Origin of the sequence: Flavobacterium sp. (assembly GCF_035195345.1) — a bacterium.
In the GTDB taxonomy this organism is placed as follows: domain Bacteria; phylum Bacteroidota; class Bacteroidia; order Flavobacteriales; family Flavobacteriaceae; genus Flavobacterium.
On the sequence record NZ_CP136574.1, the window covers coordinates 466,416 to 486,339 of the forward strand.

20 protein-coding genes are annotated in these 19,924 nt (G+C 30.2%); 11 read left to right on the plus strand and 9 right to left on the minus strand.

The genetic code is table 11. From position 1 onward, the window contains the following. Nucleotides 1-267 precede the first annotated feature (267 nt). Complete coding sequence (locus RSE15_RS02215) at nt 268-816, minus strand: hypothetical protein (RefSeq protein ID WP_324069359.1); 549 nt, start codon at nt 814-816, stop codon at nt 268-270. Nucleotides 817-1,331: 515 nt separating this feature from the next. Here RSE15_RS02215 and RSE15_RS02220 point away from each other — a divergent pair. Continuing rightward, nucleotides 1,332-2,300, plus strand: a complete 969-nt coding sequence (locus RSE15_RS02220) for an IS110 family RNA-guided transposase (protein WP_324069360.1) — start codon at nt 1,332-1,334, stop codon at nt 2,298-2,300. Between the two features lie 206 nt (nt 2,301-2,506). Here the strand turns inward: RSE15_RS02220 and RSE15_RS02225 are convergent, their stop codons facing one another. The 7 genes from RSE15_RS02225 to RSE15_RS02255 form a co-directional block, all read right to left on the minus strand. Continuing rightward, complete coding sequence (locus RSE15_RS02225) at nt 2,507-3,781, minus strand: DUF2130 domain-containing protein (RefSeq protein WP_324069361.1); 1,275 nt, start codon at nt 3,779-3,781, stop codon at nt 2,507-2,509. Nucleotides 3,782-3,903: 122 nt separating this feature from the next. Continuing rightward, the gene (locus RSE15_RS02230) at nt 3,904-4,764 is read right to left on the minus strand and encodes a hypothetical protein (RefSeq protein ID WP_324069362.1); all 861 of its coding nucleotides are present in this window, start codon (nt 4,762-4,764) and stop codon (nt 3,904-3,906) included. A gap of 131 nt (nt 4,765-4,895) precedes the next feature. After that, entirely contained in the window at nt 4,896-6,452 is a 1,557-nt protein-coding gene (locus tag RSE15_RS02235) for a hypothetical protein (RefSeq protein ID WP_324069363.1), read from the minus strand. 438 nt (nt 6,453-6,890) lie between these two features. Beyond that, nucleotides 6,891-7,358: a hypothetical protein gene (locus RSE15_RS02240; RefSeq protein WP_324069364.1), complete on the minus strand. Its 468-nt coding sequence runs from the start codon at nt 7,356-7,358 to the stop codon at nt 6,891-6,893. A gap of 73 nt (nt 7,359-7,431) precedes the next feature. Further along, a complete protein-coding gene (locus RSE15_RS02245; protein ID WP_324069365.1) occupies nt 7,432-7,896 on the minus strand; it encodes a hypothetical protein in 465 nt (154 codons plus the stop codon). 231 nt (nt 7,897-8,127) lie between these two features. Further along, nucleotides 8,128-8,586 carry a hypothetical protein gene (locus RSE15_RS02250; RefSeq protein WP_324069366.1) on the minus strand — a complete coding sequence of 153 codons (459 nt, stop codon included), beginning with the start codon at nt 8,584-8,586 and terminating at the stop codon, nt 8,128-8,130. A gap of 83 nt (nt 8,587-8,669) precedes the next feature. Continuing rightward, nucleotides 8,670-8,891 (minus strand): HTH domain-containing protein, encoded by a 222-nt coding sequence (locus RSE15_RS02255; RefSeq protein WP_324069367.1) that lies wholly within the window; start codon nt 8,889-8,891, stop codon nt 8,670-8,672. A gap of 144 nt (nt 8,892-9,035) precedes the next feature. Here RSE15_RS02255 and RSE15_RS02260 point away from each other — a divergent pair, with 144 nt between their 5' ends. Together RSE15_RS02260 and RSE15_RS02265 are read left to right on the plus strand one after the other, a co-directional pair. After that, nucleotides 9,036-10,016, plus strand: a complete 981-nt coding sequence (locus RSE15_RS02260; RefSeq protein WP_324069368.1) for a helix-turn-helix transcriptional regulator — start codon at nt 9,036-9,038, stop codon at nt 10,014-10,016. Further along, entirely contained in the window at nt 10,013-10,438 is a 426-nt protein-coding gene (locus RSE15_RS02265; RefSeq protein ID WP_324069369.1) for a hypothetical protein, read from the plus strand. The genes RSE15_RS02260 and RSE15_RS02265 overlap by 4 nt, the downstream gene beginning before the upstream one ends. A 123-nt stretch (nt 10,439-10,561) precedes the next feature. Here RSE15_RS02265 and RSE15_RS02270 read toward each other — a convergent pair whose 3' ends face one another. Then, nucleotides 10,562-11,254 carry a hypothetical protein gene (locus RSE15_RS02270; RefSeq protein WP_324069370.1) on the minus strand — a complete coding sequence of 231 codons (693 nt, stop codon included), beginning with the start codon at nt 11,252-11,254 and terminating at the stop codon, nt 10,562-10,564. Between the two features lie 192 nt (nt 11,255-11,446). On the opposite strand from RSE15_RS02270, the gene RSE15_RS02275 reads away from it, so the two are divergent. The 8 genes from RSE15_RS02275 (at nt 11,447) to RSE15_RS02310 (ending at nt 19,898) form a co-directional block, all read left to right on the plus strand. Continuing rightward, entirely contained in the window at nt 11,447-11,992 is a 546-nt protein-coding gene (locus RSE15_RS02275; protein WP_324068956.1) for a transposase, read from the plus strand. A gap of 2 nt (nt 11,993-11,994) precedes the next feature. Continuing rightward, nucleotides 11,995-12,897, plus strand: a complete 903-nt coding sequence (locus tag RSE15_RS02280; RefSeq protein WP_324068955.1) for an IS3 family transposase — start codon at nt 11,995-11,997, stop codon at nt 12,895-12,897. A 508-nt stretch (nt 12,898-13,405) separates the two neighbouring features. Continuing rightward, complete coding sequence (gene pheT / locus RSE15_RS02285) at nt 13,406-15,835, plus strand: phenylalanine--tRNA ligase subunit beta (RefSeq protein WP_324069372.1); 2,430 nt, start codon at nt 13,406-13,408, stop codon at nt 15,833-15,835. Between the two features lie 500 nt (nt 15,836-16,335). Further along, nucleotides 16,336-17,094, plus strand: a complete 759-nt coding sequence (locus tag RSE15_RS02290; protein WP_324069373.1) for a Rossmann-like and DUF2520 domain-containing protein — start codon at nt 16,336-16,338, stop codon at nt 17,092-17,094. Next, the gene (locus RSE15_RS02295; RefSeq protein ID WP_324069374.1) at nt 17,078-17,605 is read left to right on the plus strand and encodes a KdsC family phosphatase; all 528 of its coding nucleotides are present in this window, start codon (nt 17,078-17,080) and stop codon (nt 17,603-17,605) included. Before RSE15_RS02290 ends, RSE15_RS02295 begins: the two co-directional genes overlap by 17 nt. Nucleotides 17,606-17,868: 263 nt before the next feature. Further along, nucleotides 17,869-18,792 (plus strand): geranylgeranylglycerol-phosphate geranylgeranyltransferase, encoded by a 924-nt coding sequence (locus RSE15_RS02300; protein WP_324069375.1) that lies wholly within the window; start codon nt 17,869-17,871, stop codon nt 18,790-18,792. Next, nucleotides 18,785-19,369, plus strand: coding sequence for a Maf-like protein (locus tag RSE15_RS02305; RefSeq protein ID WP_324069376.1), 585 nt, complete (start codon nt 18,785-18,787; stop codon nt 19,367-19,369). Before RSE15_RS02300 ends, RSE15_RS02305 begins: the two co-directional genes overlap by 8 nt. Further along, the gene (locus RSE15_RS02310; RefSeq protein ID WP_324069377.1) at nt 19,362-19,898 is read left to right on the plus strand and encodes a mechanosensitive ion channel family protein; all 537 of its coding nucleotides are present in this window, start codon (nt 19,362-19,364) and stop codon (nt 19,896-19,898) included. Before RSE15_RS02305 ends, RSE15_RS02310 begins: the two co-directional genes overlap by 8 nt. The last annotated feature ends 26 nt before the right edge of the window (nt 19,899-19,924 follow it).

Genomic DNA, 19,924 nt, shown 5'->3' on the forward strand with positions numbered 1-19,924 from the left:
TAACGGGTTAATCTTTGTTTATTCTTTAAGAATTAAAATTCATTGTTAAAAATAGGAGCCATTTCTTATGCAACTATAAGAGTAATGGATTAGAGCAATTTGCAAAGTTAAATTTTGTTCAATCGTCTAAAAAATAAGAAAAAAGAGTTTATAAATGGGGTATGCTTTACATCATATCATTACCACCTATAATACACAACTTTTTAGAAAAGATTAACTTTGTTTAAAATTGATATCACAAATGAGCCAATGCTAATAAAACTATACTTAGCAACGATTATTTTTGCTTAAATCACGTTTAAAAAGTACCTTTTTATTTTGCGAAATATAGTCGCCAGATAAAATTAAATAAGGATGATTAGGCGAAAGCCCTGCACTACGACTTTTTATAAGTATCGTATCATTTACTTTCAGGTTTTTTAAATTTTCAAATTCCTTCGGAATAAATTGCATCATATATTCTTCTTTATTAATTCTTACTACAAGCCATTTTGGACCTGATGACTTCGCGTTTTTGCGTTTAAATGTTACAGAAGTTACCACAGCCTCCATAGCTTTGAAAGCTTTTAGGTCATTCATTATTTTATGATAACTAGCTTGTACTTTTTTACCTTCAGCAGAAGCTTCCCATTTTTTATAATGTATTCCATCAGGAGAAGCCTCCCATTTTTTTCGTTGATCTAAGTTAGCTTTCTTATCTGAAATTGACAATGGTTTGAGAGCTGGTTTAGTTTCATTATTAATTTCTCGATTTGCTAATACTAGCATACTCAAGACACCAAGTGATAAGACCAAGACAGAAATAAATTTTTTCATAAGGTTACTGTTTTTAAAATTGACAAAGCAAATATAGTTCGATATCCAACTCCCAACCGAAGCTAAAGTGTAAAAAAAAATGTGAATTTTGTAAAAAAAATGTAAATCACCAGAAATTTCTGTACGGAATTTTTCTACATTCATTCAAAACACCACTCCTTTTTATCCTGAACTCATTCATAACTTCACTACTCTTTTTTGTCCCACTAAACTCGTTTCAGCATCTCCTCTCCTTTTGCCATGCTGAACTCGTTTCAGTATCTCTTCTCCTTCTTGTCATCCTATGTTTGCAAAAGGAAGTTCTTTGAAAATTTTATAAATTTATTTCAACAGAAGAAAGAGAAAGATAAAAGCTATATTTTGTCATTGGTCAATTAAGACTGTTCAGCATGCTAGTTCCTTTCTCTCTCTGCTTTTGAACTTGGACAGTTCATTGGTCATAAAGACCGTATTTAGGATTGATAAGTCTCAAGCAGATTTCTTCCGTTTACTTTAATTTCCTTAAAAACAAATGTATGAAAAAAAGTAACAATTATGTTGGAATTGACATCTCAAAATTAACTTTTGATGTCGCTATTTCTAGTTATGATGACAAGTACAAGTATTTTAAATTTGCTAACAATCATGAAGGTTTTATGATGTTTTTAGAACATTTAAAGGTCTCTGAATCAATTTGTGTGATGGAAGCTAGTGGTCCATATTATTTAAAATTAGCCACTTTTTTGTCAGAGCAAGCAATAGATGTTTGTGTGATAAATCCATTGGTAATTAGGAGGTTTTCTCAAATGCGAATGAGTAGAGCAAAAACAGATAAAAAAGATGCTATGCTTATTGCAGAATATGGAAAAACCGAAAATCCAGGTATATGGAAACCTGAAGCAAATCATGTTCTAGAGCTTAAGCAAATGCAAGCCTATCTAGAACAATTAAATAAAAACAGAACTGGATTTGTAGTTCAAAAAGAAGCATTTAATCAAAATCCTATTAAGAGTGAAACACTTGAAAAAAGTATCAATTCTGTTTTAGAAACCATAGAACAAGAGATGAAAAACATTGAGAAAAAAATGGAGTTAATAATTAAAACACATCATCAAGAAATGTTTAGTCAACTAAAAAGTATACCAGGAATGGGAACTAAAACATCTTTGCTATTGATTGTAATATCTGGAGGCTTTAGTAAGTTTAATAATCATAGGCAACTTGCTTCATATGTTGGAATATCGCCAAGAATATTTGAATCAGGAACAAGTGTTAAGGGTAGATCGAAAATTTGTAAAATGGGAATGAGTAAAATAAGAGCAATGCTTTATGTATGTGCATGGTCAGCAAAAAAATGTAATAAGAGTTGTAAAGAATTATACGATAGATTAGTAGAAAAAGGAAAATCAAAAAAGCTAGCTTTAATTGCAGTAGTAAACAAATTATTAAAACAAGCTTTTGCAATTGCAACAAAAAAAGAATATTATTCAGTAAAAATTAACTAAAATAAATTTGGAAATAAACACAGTTCATGCTGAACTCGTTTCAGCATCTCCTCTCCTTTTGTCAAGATGAACTCGTTTCAGTATCGCTTAAGCATCTCCTTACTAACTAAACGAACGCGAAAGGATTCGCGCACGAGCGGGGTATTAATATAATCTTCAAATATCTTAATGTTATTTAAGCTTTCTACTACATTTTTAAATTTACTTTACTCAATACTTCCCAACGCATCAAACTTTGCTTTCATCGTTGGATTATTATGCGTTAATTTTTTAATAGTTAAATCCTCTGTTTTTTCATTGGCTAAGCGAAGATTGTTTTCAGAGGACATTAATGCTGCTTTGGTTTTTTCCAATTCTTTAATTGTTTTATCAATGCCATCAATGGCTTCTTTAAATTTGCGACTTGCCAAATCGTAATTTCTTGCAAAACCTTCTTTAAACTTATTCATTTTTTCTTCAAAATTGGTAATGTCTATATTTTGACTTTTGACCAAAGCTAATTCTGCTTTGTATTGCATTGAATTCAGTGTGGCATTTCTTAGTAATGTTATGATTTGAATAAAAAATTGAGGACGTACTACAAACATTTTTGGAAAACGATGCGACATATCAACGATACCTGTATTGTATAATTCACTTTCAGATTCTAACATAGAAACCAATATAGCATACTCACATTTTTTTTCGGTTCTATCTTTGTCAAGCTCCTTTAAAAAATCTTCATTTCTTTTTTTAGTTGCTGTAGCATCGGATTCATTTTTCATTTCAAACATGATAGAAATAATTTCATTTCCATGTTCGTCATTTTCTCTGTAAATGTAGTCGCCTTTACTACCTGACTTGGCATCATTGTCTTTTTCAAAATACGCTTTTGGAAATGCCATAGAACGTATTTTATTGAATTCGTTTTCACAATGTAATTCCAATGTTTCACCTATCATTTTAGTAGAAAGTTTGGCTTTCATGTCTTTTATACGAGCAATTTCTTCTTCTTTGTATTTAATGATAGTGTCTTTGTTTTGCAATTCGGTGGTAAATTGTTGCTTTAAAGTACTTTCTATATTTTGCTTTTCCAGTTCTTTGGTTTTTAGTTCATTGGCAAAAGCATCACGTTCTTTTTCAATTTTTTGAATAGCCTCCGTTACCGATAATTTTTTCTCGGTTTCTGCATTTTCTAGTTTTGCCTTTGCATTGGCTAGTTCGGCTTCTTTTTGTGCAAGCTTTTCAGCTAAGTCTTTTTCTGATTTAGCTTTTAATTCTAATAATTCTTTATCTTTTTGAGCGAGTTCTTCTTGTAATTTATTTTTAAGATTGGCTTCTGCTAATTTAATAGCACTTTCTTTTTCTTTTTCAGCCAATGACAATCTGTTTTCCAATTCTTCTTGGAATTGATGGTCACGTACTTGTTTTAAAATATCGGCAAAGCCTGCTTCATCTACTTTGAAGGCTTTTTTACAATTGGGACAGATGATTTCGTTCATAATGTTTTCATTTTTAGATTCAATTTGTAATAAGTTCAAGCAATTTAATTAATTTTTATTATTAATTTAGATTCACTATTAATTTGATATATTTATGTTTTAGAGCCTCTGTAATTCGATATTCATGATTTTGGAATAAAAATATCTGCACTACCGTATGACAATTTATTGAAATAAAAGGGATTATCAATATTTTTCGTATTTGTCATAAGCAAAGGTATTATAGCACTAAGACCAAAAATAACAGGTAAACTAAATTTAGGATTCTTAACTATTGCATAAAGCAGCAATGCCGCTCCAATTGATAGACCAAATTTTTCTGTGTCCTTGAGATTTATAGATGAAAGTAGAGCTACTGTGTTATTAAAATTCTCTTTCTGAATTTTCTTTTTGCTATTTTCAAACTCGTTAGGAGCTATAAAACCATTGTAAACCCCTATAAAAATAGTATTACTTAAAAAAGCATTATTAACTATTAACGCACGAGGCATTAAAAGATACTGATTGCCTATTTTAAGTGGTTGTAAACTTTCATATTGGTCTTTATCAGAGGTTTCACTCATTAGGTCTGAATAAGTTAACGAACACAAAAAATTTGTTTCTTGAACTGGATGTGTATGAAATTTAAAAGGAAGATACCCCTTTGAAAAAAGTTCATTTAAAATTTTATTATATTCTTTGCAGTTGGGCAAATATGTATTGGAACTATTTCTATAGTCAGTTCTTGGATTATCACCTATTGCGTTTCTTATATAACTTACTTTATCTATAATATGGATAATTTCTCCTTCTAGGATTGTAGGTTTTGACCACAATATACCCCCAATTTCTTTATCTGATTTACAATTGTTTTTTAAGTCAGCCACAATTATATCAATAATTCTAAATCTACAAGGTGCAGATAAATGAAGTATTTCTTTCCCGCCAACTGTTTTTGTATCAAAAAAACCTGCTTTTTTATATTCAATAAGTTTTTGTTCCATTCTTTGTTAGAGTAAGTATTTACAGGTTATTTGTTAAAGAGATTGTCTGAATAAAACTAGCCTCATCTACTTTGAAGGCTTTTTTGCAGTTGGGCTAGAGGATTTCGCTCATTGTTTATTTTGTTTGATAATTAAATTTTTTCAACCAATTTAAAAATGAGTTCATGTTTTTCTGCAAATTGTTTTTTTGTAATTAAATTATTTTTAATATCATTTCTAGCATCAAGTAGCATTTTATTTACCCCTTCAATAAAATGATTATTTGGTTTTGTTTCAAATTTTAATAATTTTATTATAAAATCAGATATCATTTCAAATTCAGTAACATTAATTAATTTATTTATTTTTTGTTCACAAATTTCATTGTATATGATGTACCAATTTTTAAGAAAAACATTAAAATTATTGATATTATTATTTTTAATATTAATATATCTTTCATAAAATTGATAATAATAATCAGAAGTTTCAAAAATGTGTTTTGTAATTATTTTTTTATTTAAATTTTCGTTGTAATTACTTAAAATATTTATGTTTTTATTCATTTTAAAATAGGTTCTTAAACTCATAAACAAGTGTTTATCTTTTAATTTAAGAACTTTATTTGTATGAACTTTATTATTTGCATTTCTAAAAGAAAATATTAAATTTTTAACAATTAAATTATATTTTTCAATTGAAATTGAATTTGATTTTCTTAGTTCAAGCAATGATAAATTAATTTTTATAAATTGTAATAAAAATTCATTATTGTAGTCATATTTATTATTAATTTCAAAATTAAATGCTGAATCAATGTAATGATAATATGATTTAAATTGATTTTCTTTACTTTTCTTTTGTATATTTTCAAAATAATCGTTATTTATTTGATTATTGTATATAATATAACGAATAATTTCTCTTAAATTAAAATTATAATTTATAAAATTATTGTCAATTAAATTTTCTATTTCAACAATTAAATTATTGTTTTTAAAAATTTTTTTAACATCAAATTCTAATAAAACATCAAAACATGCATAATATAAACAAATCTTATTAATTTTTATTTTGTTTAAAACACTATTTGAATATTGATTAAATTTAATAGAATATTTGATTAAAAAATAGTAATATAAAAGCTGGACTAAATAATCATTATTTAATTTCAAAATTGTATCTGTTTTAACATCAATAATTTTATCGTCTATAATTAAATCGATTTCACCATATAATCCAGCAATATTTATATTTCCTAATTCAGTTCTAAATTTTATCTTTGTTGAAATATGTCTTCTAGGTTTAAATTTATTGAAATTTACTTTATTTAATATTTCTTTAATAAATAAATCCATTTCTGCTTTTTCATTAAAAGATACGTTATCATATGAATTGCATTTATAATCTTCAATAAAATTTAATAAATTAAAATCCTTTATTTTGTCAATATTTTTACCTTGAAGAATTTCAATATTAATGTTTCTATGTATTATTTTTTTATTGATTTTAACGTCCATAGATTTACAAACTAAACCATATTTATTTGCTAAAATTGAAGTAAAAACTCTTTCAAATTCTGTTCCTACAAATCGCATGTTTTTTTTAACATTTAACGGAACTTCTATTTTATCACTAAAGTCAATTTTAAAATGGCTTAAATCCATTTCTTTAAGTTTGTAGTATAAATTTTGATGACTTGATGACATATTTTAATTTTTAAAAAACTTTTTACATATTATTCATAAACATAATTATATTTATTGAATATTCCAACTCCAAAAACCACTCCACCTAACAAACTCCCCACCAACAAATTTTCATCAGTAATGTAAAACGAATAAGGTATCACTATAAAATTGCTTAGTGATTGCAATAAGCACAATATTACAAAACTAAAAATAACCCCAATCCAATAACAGGCAAAAATGGTATAAAAACGTCTGAGGTATGGGTTTTTAATTTGTTGGGGTTGGTCTATGTATTTAATAATAAACAAATGCAAACCAAAAAAAACCGCCATAATACTATTTACTTGCATGAACAAACTAAAGTCAATAAAACTATAGGTGTCATCAATAAACAAACTGTGTAATATGAAAAGGCATCCTATACCAGAGGCTAATATGAAGCCCTGTAAATAGTACTTAGTCAACAATATTATATTTTTCATCGTCCATATTTTTATAATCAATTAATATAAATAAATGTCCACGTATAGGGTATTGAGAATGCGAGAAAAACTCAAATTCCTTTTTAGACAGTAGATATCCATCTTTTTGGTCAAATTCTATGTAAGCATCGTCGCCAATAAAAGCTGTGGCGGTTCCACTGCCAACTTCCATGCTTGTAGTGTCTTGAGTGATGATTTTTTCATTTAGTAAATCGCTATATTTTAAGTCTACAAAACGTAAATCTTGCGCTGGAAATTCTGGAATAATGGTTTCACCCGCTTTATAAAATCGATTTGTATTGATGGTAAAGAGCACCAGTTGATTGTTTTCGTCTTCTTCTTGAATAACAATGAAATAAGCTTCTTTGTCTTCTGGTTTTCGTTTGTAATTTTTAAAGCGAACTACATCGCCTAAAAAAAATTTAATGGTACATGGTGTCATGATGTTGGAATATTTAAAAATGAGTTAATAGTATAATTCGATTTTAATAAAATTATCTTTTAAAAAATTTATTTTAGTTTTCATTGACAATTCTAATTAAAGTGGGTTCATTGTGTTGCAATGCAATATTGAAAAAATTAAAATAAGTGCCTTCGGCATGTTTTTCAATAAAATCAATAGCTTTAACCTCTTTTGGTAGTGCTGGGAATAGTAAAGAAAAACGAAGTACTTGTCCAGAACGTTTAAAATGATATTTGTTAGGTGTAATCGGAATATTGATTGCTTGTATCATTTTATACCTTATTTCAGAACCTACTGGTCTAATAAAGCAATAGGCATCCATTTGAATCCAACCTCCATTTTTATAATCTTTTGGTGAGATATACACAAAATCAATTTGAGTATTTTCTTCATTTAATGTAATTTGCTCGATACCCATGTGTTCATTTGGTGTGAAATCTGAAATTGGACTTGTAAACACAATAGTTTCTGCTTGAGTCATTTCTTGTTGAGATTCGTTTTTAAAATTTGCTTTCATATATGTAAAATTTATTTGATAATGGTCTTATAGGGCATCGCCTTTTTGTTTATTGTATTTGTTTGTAACAAACTTGTTGTTAGTGGCGATTTCATAAGTAATATAAATTTGTTTTATGATTTATTCGTCAAATTTCTAAAACCAAACCGCATCATTTATACGGAATAAAAAAAGACTATCAAAAAAAGATAGTCTTTTTGAAAAACTTTATTTTCAGTCAAAAATCCCCAATTATCTTGTTAAAGTTGTAACTGCATTGCCTGAAAGGTTCCCAGAAGCGCCATTAGTTGCATTCCATGTGCCCGTAATTGTCTCATTAAAATTAATTATGTTTGACCCTAATGTTCCACTGGTATTTACAGTAGCTACAATAGTTACCCCATTAGAAGTTTCGGTTAATGGTGTTGGAGTTGAACTTAAACTATTTCCGTTTACCGTATACGTTTTCCCATCAATAATCAAAGCACTAGTACCAGACTTTGAGACACTTACTGTACGGCTTTCATTTAATGGTACAGTTCCTACACTTTGACCATTTTGAAAAAGAGTTAAACTACCGGTTGAAACAGAATTCCAAGTTCCAACATATTGGTCTCTTGGGTCGCTTGCTTCGTCGTCATTACTACAACTTGTTAGAGAAAAAAAAGTCAATCCTACTAACATTAAAATTAAAAAATTAATTTTTTTCATGTTCATTTGTTTTAATTTAATTTATCTACTCATAAGGCTTTTCGATTCCGCCTCGTTTTTTATAGTGGTTTCTGAACTCCACTTTATCGTTTAGTATTCAAATTAAAACACCATTCATCATAATACACGTAAGATATTTTATGGTAATCATATACAATTGGAGCATTCATTTCTTTTTTCATAAAAGCAATGTAGTTGTAAACACTTCGTTCAGTTATGGAAAGTTTAGAAGCTAAATTTTTAGGGCTCCCGGTCATTTCCTTTGAAATGAGTTCATCTATTCGTATTATAATTCTTATATCCATTGTTTTGTGCAATAGTAATAACGCTAACTGAAATGTGGTTTCAGTAAAGTATTATTGCTTTGTAATTAAATACAAAGTTGAAATAGACAACCGTATTTTACATACGGAATTATTTTTTTCTTACTTTTATATAAATTATTTAGTATGGGAATCTCAAAATCAGCTTACAGTAGGTATCGTATTATTGATAAAATGTTGAAAAACACATTCAAACCTTTCCCTAATTTGGAAGATATTCAGGAAGCTTGTGAGCAAAAACTCGATTTTTCGCCCTCTTTAGATACATTAGAAAAAGATATTCGCAACATGAAACAGTCTGATGTATTTGAAGCGCCAATTGTATATTGCAGAAAAAATAAAGGATATTATTATACAAATCCCAATTATTCTATTAATTCTATTCCTCTAACGGATGATGATATTTTAACCATAAAAGAAGCGCTAGATCTAATCAAGAATTTGGGAGGTGGTAATAGAGTTAATGAAAGATTTGGTGATGCTATTCAAAAAATATTAGCTGCTTACAAGGAGGAGTTCCCTGAGGGTGATGTACAAAGAAAAATAATCCAAACCGATTATATTGAGGGCGCAAAAGGATATGAAAATTTTAATATCCTATTTGAGTCTTGTAAAAATCAGTATCCTATTTCATTTGTTCATTATTCGTATTCTAAAAGAATTTTTAATGCGCTAATTGTGCATCCCATTCGATTAAAAGAATTTGATAATAAATGGTATTTAATAGGATATTCTGAAAGTCATAATACTATTAGAACCTTTGGTTTAGACCGAATTTACGAACCCATTCAATTGAAAAGAAAATTTATAAGTTGTAAAGAAAATAAAATTGAAAGTTACTGTAACGACATTTACGGAGTGTATCCGATTGAAAATCAGGAGAAACAAGTAATTACTTTTTTAACCTCTATTGAAATTACAAACTATTTTGAAGCCTATCCGATTCACCCAAGTCAAAAAGCAGAAAAAAATGGTTCGGGTTCTAGTTATTTTACAATCAATGTTGTTCCTAGCATGGAATTGATAAAGCTATTTCGTTCTTATGGTAAGCACTTAGAAGTTATAAATCCAAATTGGTTACGTCAACAAACACAATCTTTAAAATGATAACTAAACAAAAAAATACTAAAAAAATCTTGTTTCAGTTGAATAGCATAGGACATGGGGAAACAAACCCAATACTTTTAAGAATGTTGCTTACACCTGAATTTACAAAAGTTGATTTTGGATATACCACTACTAACAAATACATAAGAGGTGGCTGGATTAAAATGTCAAAAGACACTTTTATTGAAAATGTAGCTACTAAAAAACGCTACAAAATGATAAAAGCTACTGGAATAACAATTGCACCTCAAAAACATAATTTCCAATCCAATAAAGATTGGCAATATTATTCGTTATATTTTGAACCAATGACAAAAGTAGATAGTGTAATAAATTTAATAGAAGCTGAAAACGGAACACCAAATGATTTCAATTATTATGATGTAACATTAAAAATTTCGGAAGCCATGGAAGTAATTTAATTACAACAAACTAAAAAAAGGGGATTTAAAAACTTAAGTCTTTTACTTACAATATTCAATTGTTATTGTTTTTCAACTAAAGAAAAAACACCAACAAAGCAGGCATCGACAAAGTCTTTGCTACTAAACAACCACTAATCCTCTTTCTTTTGGTAAAATAGGCGCCCATTCCCCGTTAGTATCAGAAAAAAAAGAAACGGCAACTAATCGCAACCAAAAACCATCGGGTGCTTCAGCAGGCAGCGCAAAAGAAATTTCAGGAGCTATTTTTTCCATTTGCCAAGTAGAAGCCTCTAAATGTCCTGTTAAAGTTTCAAAATCAAAAAAGAGATACAACACGCGCATCCCCAAATAGGCAGCAGGAGTAGTTAGTAAATCATCAGGCACTAAAGTCGTTAGAGTAGGGTCTGTAACCCTAACCGCCACCCTACATTCAGGATTAAACGAGTACCCAGCAATAGCTTGTTGGGCTGCAGTAGTTGCCAAAGCCATTTTCAATACCCGAGCACCACGAGGATGTATCGCATCATGAACCAACAAACTCCGCATTTTCTTAGTGAATGAATTCACAACCTCCAAATTATTATGTTGGGTCAAATGCTCTTTCAAAAGCATTCGAATAGCTTTACATGTTTTAGAAACCAATCCAAACTCACTAGCATTTTGCCTACACAAAGCATACTTAGGGCTAGTCAATAACTTTTTAGTTGTAAATCCAGTTTTTTGCCTAACAATCAAATCGTCTCCTAATGGATACACAATATAATCGCCAATCCTTTTGGGAGGTTTTCCTTCATAAGAGGTTATTTTTGCCATATATGGTTAGAATTGGTTTAGGTTTAGGTTTTGTTCGTGTTTTGTTCGTAGTTGTGGTACTCTTTATTTTCAAAAATAAGCTATACTATTTGAAAAAAAAGTACTTTTCACGAAGAATTATCAACCAAATTACAAACAAAATACAAACTTATCTGTCTTGTCCTAAAATAGCTATACATAAAAACAGTGTATATGCAAAATCAAAAAGAAGTAATTTATGTGGTTCGTAAGAACAAGCAAAGTCGTTTTGATAAGCGATTAATTTTAAAAGTTGTTTCAGAAATTGAAAAAGGGTTACCCCGAAAAGAGGCAATTCAAACTTATGGTTTAAGTGTTCCTACTTTGGATAGTTGGATGCGTAATTACGGCTCACAAGACTACAAAGAAAACATGAAGCGTAGAACGTATAATTCGCTTTTGAAGCGTACTGTGGTTGCCGCTATAGAACAAGGTAGGTTAACTGTTAAAGAAGCAAAAATAGCTCACAATATTAAAACGGAAAAAATAATTCGTAGTTGGATAGCACAATATAAAACAGAAAAAGTCGAAATTTGTATTGAAAAACCTTCTGTTTTGGCTAAAGATAAAAAAACAAAAAAAGATTTAGAAAAAGAAGCTTTACTACAAGCTTTAAAAGAAGCAGAGCTTAAAATAAAAGCCCTAAACACCCTAATTGATGTAGCCGAAGACCAACTAAAAATTGATATTAGAAAAAAGTCTGGTGCCAAGCAGTCCTAAAAATGAAACAGGATTTTCCAAAATTGGGAATAGCTGTTTTGTGTAGGTTGTTTGGCAGAACAAGACACGCATATTACGATAGTTTATGGCGTAAAGAGAGTAGTTTAGTCAAAGAAGATGTTATTCTCCAAGAAGTATTTAACATCAGAAAAAACTTGCCACGACTAGGAACTAGAAAGCTACACTTTCTAATAAAAAATAAGTTGATCTCACATCAAATATCTTTTGGTAGAGATTATTTATTTGATTTATTGTCAGAACATAAATTACTCATTAGGCAAAGAAAAAGAAAAGCTATGACCACTGATTCTAGGCATTGGATGAGAAAATATAGCAACCTAATAAAAGATATTGAAATAACAAGACCAGAACAAGTTTGGGTAAGTGATATTACTTATATACGTCTTACTCATCAATGGGGCTACTTAAGCTTAATTACAGATGCTTATTCGAGAAAAATAATGGGATATAGTTTTCGTCAAGATTTGGCAGCGGAAGGATGCATAGAAGCTTTAAAAATGGCATTGAATAACAGAATTTATAACCAATCTATTATTCATCATTCTGATAGAGGTTCGCAATATTGTTCTCATAATTATGTTGATTTACTATTAAAAAATAATATAGCTATAAGCATGACTGAGAATGGAGATCCTTATGAAAACGCTTTAGCAGAAAGAGTAAATGGTATTATAAAAACAGAATTTAATCTTTACTCAAGTCTATTAGGTTTTGAACAAACAAGAAATCAAATAAGTAGAAGTATTAAATCTTATAATGAATTAAGACCACATGCAAGTTGTGATTATTTAACACCTAATCAAGCCCATTTGCAATCCGATAAATTAAACAAAAGATGGAAGAACTATAATAAGAGTTTTTATCATGAAAAAACAATTGTATAGTAAGTTTAGGATTAAAAATTATATTTGTATAACTATAATAGGATTTATTTATTAATCTGTATAGTTATTTTAGGACGGGTCAATCTATAGCCTTAAATATAGATACTCCATAGCAACGGTATAGCAACGGTATACCAAAGGTTAGGTTGTGGTACCCTAGCAAAACCTTCTACTATAATAAAGTAATAATTGCAATAATGAATAACTTTCAAATTTAAAACCATCCAAAAACATTAAATGGGATAGAAAAGCCGATTTAAAAAAAGTAAAAATTCCAACTCTGGTTATCAGAGCCAAACACGATACGATGGATCAAAGCACATGGAAGAAATATCGAAAATCTTACGATACGGTTCGTATTTGTTCTGTCCAAAAGGAAGTCAAATGGCTTTTTAAGACGACCAAAAAACCTATTTTAGTGGATTAATTTCGTTCTTGAAAAACTAATTTTTAAGTTTTCAAACTCTTAAACTTTATCTTATATTTGCCTATTAAAATTCGATACAAAATGCGTATATCTTACAATTGGTTAAAACAATTTATTAAAACCGATTTAAAAACGGAAGAAATTGCCGACATTCTTACCGACTTAGGTTTAGAAGTAGAAGGTGTTGATAAATACGAAAGTTTAAAAGGAGGATTACAAGGCGTTGTTGTAGGACACGTAATAACTTGTGAGAAACATCCTGATGCAGATAAACTAAAAATTACTACGGTAGATTTAGGTGATGGTAACACTCCGGTTCAAATTGTGTGTGGAGCTCCAAACGTAGCGGCGGGACAAAAAGTACCAGTAGCAACTATTGGAACTAAATTATACGATAAAGACGGAAACGCATTCGAAATAAAGAAAGGTAAAATTCGTGGACAAGAAAGTCACGGAATGATTTGTGCAGAAGACGAATTAGGCTTAGGCGAAAGTCATGACGGAATTATGATTTTAGCAGAAGACTTAAAAACAGGAACTCCTGCATCCAAAGTATTCAATATAGAATGCGATGAAGTATTTGAAATCGGATTAACACCAAATCGTGCCGATGCTATGTCACACATGGGAGTAGCACGTGATTTAAGAGCTGGTTTACTTCAAAAAGGAATTACCTCTGAATTGATTACTCCATCAGTTAGTAAATTAAAAGTAGAAAAACGTACTTTAAAGATTGATGTTAAAGTTGAAAACGAAAAATTAGTACCAAGATATTGCGGTGTTACTATTTCAGGAATAACGGTTAAACCTTCACCAAGCTGGTTGCAAAACCGATTAAAAGCAATTGGTTTAACGCCAAAAAATAATATTGTTGACGTAACCAATTACGTTTTACACGAATTAGGACAACCTTTACACGCTTTTGACGCTTCTCAAATCAAAGGAAATAAAGTAATTGTAAAAACCGTTGCAGCTGGAACAAAATTTACCACATTAGATGATATTGAGCGTACTTTACACGAAGAAGATTTAATGATATGTGATGAATCTGGACCTATGTGTATTGCAGGTGTTTTTGGTGGGAAAACTTCGGGTGTGAGTGAAAAAACGCAGGCTATTTTCTTAGAAAGCGCTTATTTTAATCCCGTTTCGGTTAGAAAAACTGCGAAAAGACATACGTTGAGCACCGATGCTTCTTTCCGATTTGAAAGAGGAGTTGATCCTAATATTACACAATATGCTTTAAAACGTGCTGCCTTATTAATTCAAGAAGTAGCGGGTGGTGAAATTACTTCCGATATTATAGATATTTATCCAAAAAAGATTGAAGATTTTAGTGTTTTCATTCATTTTAACAAGGTAAATAAAATCATTGGTGAAGAAATTAAACCGGAAACCATCAAGAAAATTTTAGCTTCTTTAGATATCAAAGTAAATAGCATTACAGAAACTGGTTTGGGATTAATTATTCCTTGCTACCGTGTGGATGTTACTAGAGAAATTGATGTTATAGAAGAAATTTTACGTGTTTACGGATACAACAACATTAAAATTCCTTCAAAAGTAAATGCTACAACAGCAAACTCGTCAAGAACGGAAGAATATAAAGTACAAAATATTGTTGCCAATCAATTGTGTTCGTTAGGTTTTAACGAAATGATGGCCAATTCATTAACAACACCAGATTACGTTAAACTTTCTGAACAATTGAAAGAAGAATGTAATGTAATGATGTTGAATCCTTTAAGTAGCGATTTATCAGCAATGCGTCAATCATTATTATTCTCTGGATTAGAAGCGGTTTCTTTCAATAGCAATAGAAGAAGAAGCGATTTAAAATTCTTTGAATTTGGAAAAAGTTACCACAAAACATTGAATGGTCATGAAGAAAAGAAACACTTAACTTTATTAGTAACTGGAAACAGACAAAGTGAAAGTTGGACGAATGTTGCCACTAAATCAGATTTCTTCTTGTTCAAAGGATATATCAATACAGTTTTAGGTCGTTTAGGATTAGACAAGAAAGTAATTTCTTTACCTTTTGAAAATGATGTTTTCGCAGAAGGACTGGCTTTAGCCGTTGGAAAAGAAGTCATTGTAGAATTTGGAACGATTAAAAAATCAATCTTAAAATCTTTCGACATCAAACAAGAAGTATTATATGCTGACTTTGCTTGGGATAAGATTCAGAAATATGTTTCTACGAAAATTAAGTTTACCGATATTCCTAAATATCCAGAAGTTAGAAGAGATTTAGCCTTATTGTTAGATGAAAACGTACCATTCGAACAAATCTATAACATTGCCAAACAAACCGAAAAAGGCTTGCTAAAAGAAGTGAATTTATTCGACGTGTACACTGGAAACAATTTACCTGAAGGTAAAAAATCATACGCAGTAAGTTTTATTTTACAAGACGATTCAAAAACACTAACCGACTCACAAATTGATAAAATTATGAGTAAGTTACAAGGTAATTTTGAAAGTCAATTAGGCGCGAGCTTACGCTAGAGTGTTCAGAAAACAGTCGCAGTTTACAGTATAAAAAAACTCCCGATTCATTTGAATCGGGAGTTTTTTTATATCTAAAGTTCCTATTGTCATTTCGACGTAAGGAGAAATCGCATAAAGTAATTACATAATCTGATTTCTCCTTCGTCGAAATGACACAAAACTATTCCTTCACAAACTTAGCATTAGCACAAAAGTGTTTGTGTTAAAGCCCAAAGATATCTGTTCGCACTCAAAAAACTCACTTTGAAATTAGCATTGGGTATATTCACAACCTGCGCATTAGCAGAAAAATCAATAGTAAAAAATAATAAAATGTAAAGTTTTTCCATATCATCAAAATTTCAGTAAAGAAAAAAATGGTAACAAAGAAATTTTTACAAATATTTCCTAATTAAAACCTGACAGGTTTGCTATACTTCAAAAATTTAGACTTATCTCGTTCTAAAACCTGTATAATTTTTAACTAAAATAAAATTAAAATTCACTATTTTTACCCAATGATAAAAGTAGTTTTAATCGGTTCAGGAAATATGGCACAACATTTAATTCAGGTGTTGTTGCAAGCTAAAAATGTAGATTTGGTGCAAGCATTTGCTCGTAACCCAAGTCATTTATCGCATTTATTACCTAAAACCAAAATTACTTCTGATTATCAAAAAATTACAGAAGCTGATTTGTATATTATTTCAGTTTCTGATAATGCGATTGCGGAAGTTGCTGCGCAATTACCGTTTGAAAATCGTTTGGTGGTGCATACTTCGGGTTCGTCGGAACTTTCTGTATTGAATGATAAAAACAGAAAAGGCGTTTTTTATCCACTACAAACCTTTACCAAAGAAAAAAAAATCGACTTCGCTCCTATTCCAATTTGTTTAGAAGCTGAAAATCAAGACGATTATCAACTTTTGGAAAAATTAGGCAATTGTATCTCGCAAAAAGTGGTTCGAATCAATTCTGAACAAAGAAAAAGTTTACACGTTGCAGCCGTTTTTGTTTGTAATTTTGTAAATCATTTATACGAAATCGGAAATGAAATTTGCCAAGAAAACAACGTTCCTTTTGAAGTGTTGCATCCGTTAATTCAGGAAACAGCTCATAAAATTACGGAACTTTCACCAAGAGAAGCACAAACGGGTCCAGCCTTACGAAACGACACCAAAACCATTGAAAAACATTTAGATTTTATAGAAAATCCAGAATATAAAAACCTTTATCAATTACTTACACAATCGATACAACATGTCAAAAAGTTATAAAGAACTCATGAACGAAATTACCACTTTTGTCTTCGACGTAGACGGAGTGTTAACCGACGGAACTATACACGTAACCCCAACAGGCGAAATGCTTCGCAACATGAACATCAGAGACGGTTATGCCATGAAAGCTGCTGTTGAAAATGGCTATACGGTTTGTATTATTTCAGGAGGAAGTAATGAAGGTGTTCGTGTACGATTAAGAAATTTAGGCATTACCGATATTCAGTTAGGCGTTCCAAACAAAGTAGAAACGTTTAAAGAATTCACAGACATTTACAATATCAAACCTGAAAATGTGTTATATATGGGTGACGACATTCCGGATTATCACGTAATGCAATTAGTAGGTTTACCAACGTGTCCACAAAACGCAGTTCCTGAAATAAAAGGAATTTCCAAATACATTTCGCATGTAGAAGGCGGAAAAGGTGCCGTCCGTGATGTCATTGAACAAGTTATGAAAGTGCAAGGCAAATGGATGGAACATTTTGATGCGAAGTTTGATTAATTGATGGATGATGAAAGATGGAAGATGGATGTTTCCTTAAAAAAGTGAAATGTCAGAAGCTTTGGAGTCTGTGTGACTCTTTCAAAACAATCCATCCCAAAGCATCGGGACAAAAAAACTCGGTGAAGCTCTGTGTAAAAACCTAAAACTTGAAACAAAAATTAAAACATATAAGCCATAAAAGATTTTAAAAATTGCTCAAATTGCTTCAATCTGTGCTCCAAAAAAAATCTGAAACTTGAAACCTGAAACACAAAACAAACATGAAATACTTAAAACTCATTCGATACCAAAACTTACTAATGCTAGCCTTTATGCAATTGGTATTTCGTTATTTATTTTTAGAACAATCCTATGTAGATCTAGCCTTATCCGATTTTAATTATATTTTATTAGTGATTGCTACTGTTTGTGTGGCCGCTGGTGGATATGTAATTAATAATATCATGGATCAGGAAACCGACGAAATTGCAAAACCGCAAAACCGTGTGGTGGGTGTTTCTATTTCGGAAACAGTAGCTTATAATTGGTACATTGGGCTAACCATCGTTGGCGTTGGAATTGGATTTTATTTATCCAATGTGATTTACAAACCTACTTTTGCCTCTATGTTTATCCTTGTAGCTACACTTTTGTATATGTACGCTACAAGTTTTAAACAAATTCCACTTCTTGGAAACGTTGTAGTAGCATTACTGCTTTCTACAAGTATTATAATTATTGGCTTATTCGATATTTTACCTGCAATAGATGCAGATAATCGTTTTAGAATGAAAGAAGCTTTTTCTATTTTAATGGATTATGCCATTTTTGCTTTTATCATCAATTTGATTCGTGAAATTGTGAAAGATTTAGAGGATATGGATGGCGATTATCAATCTGGAATCAACACCTTGCCTATTACTATTGGAATTCCAAAAACAAAAATAATCGTTGGAATATTAACTGTAATTTCGATTGGAATGTTGGCGTATTACATAAACAGTAACTTATTTGAATTAGATTATGTAATATATTACACCATGGTTTTCATCATAGGCCCGCTAATTTATTTTGGGGTAAAATTAATGAATGCTGAAACTAAAAAACAATTGCATCACTTAAGTTTGGTTTTAAAAATCATTCTATTTTTCGGAATATTATCTGTAGCGATAATTGTTTTCAACTTAAAATTAGCTAATGCTTAAAGAAAAACTAAATAAAATCAACATCATTTTGGCTTCAGGTTCGCCAAGAAGACAGCAATTCTTTAAAGAAATGGATTTGCATTACATCATTCGCTTAAAAGAAATTGAAGAAGTGTATCCTGAGCACTTAAAAGGAGCAGAAATAACCAATTTTTTAGCTGAATTAAAAGCAAGTGCTTTCGAAAATGAATTGGAAGAAAACGATGTTTTAGTCACGAGTGATACCATCGTTTGGTTAAACGGAAAAGCTTTGGGCAAACCAAGAGATTATGATGATGCATTTAAAATGTTGCAACAATTAGCCAATCAAACACACGAAGTGATTACCTCTGTTTGTTTGAAATCTATTGCCAAAACAGAAGTTTTTCATTGCATTACCAAGGTTACTTTTTCTAGCTTATCCGACGAGGCTATTAGCTACTATTTAGAGCATTACGAACCTTTCGATAAAGCAGGAAGCTACGGAATTCAAGACTGGATTGGTCTAATCGGAATTTCAAATATTGAAGGGTCTTATACCAATGTGGTAGGTTTACCCACAGAAATGTTATTTCATAAATTAATGCAGTATGCTTAAACTAATCAATAATCCCTATTTAGATCAAGAAATTGCAACATTAATTGTTGTGATGGTTTACTTTATTTTAAGAATAAGCTTTACTAAACTTGTTCGTAAATATGCCAATTTAAACGAAATATTAGAGCATCGTACCAACCTAGTAGTAAAATACATCAATTTATTATTAGGTGTTTTAGCTTTCATTTCTATTGTAATTATTTGGGGAGTTAAAAAAGATCAAATTTTATTGTTTATCTCTTCCGTTTTTGCAGTGGTAGGTGTAGCCTCGTTTGCACAATGGTCTATTTTAAGCAATATTACGGCTGGAATAATTATATTCTTTTCGTATCCATTTAAAATTGGAGACAAAATAAAAATTCACGATAAAGATTTTCCTATTGATGGTGAAATTGAAGACATCAAAGCTTTTTATATCATTTTAAAATCTTCGGACGGTGAAATGATTACCTATCCCAACAATTTATTGATGCAAAAAGGCATTTCGGTGCTAAAAAATAATTCAGAAGAAAGAGAATTTTTTGATTAAAACAATTACAAAATAATGTTAAAAAG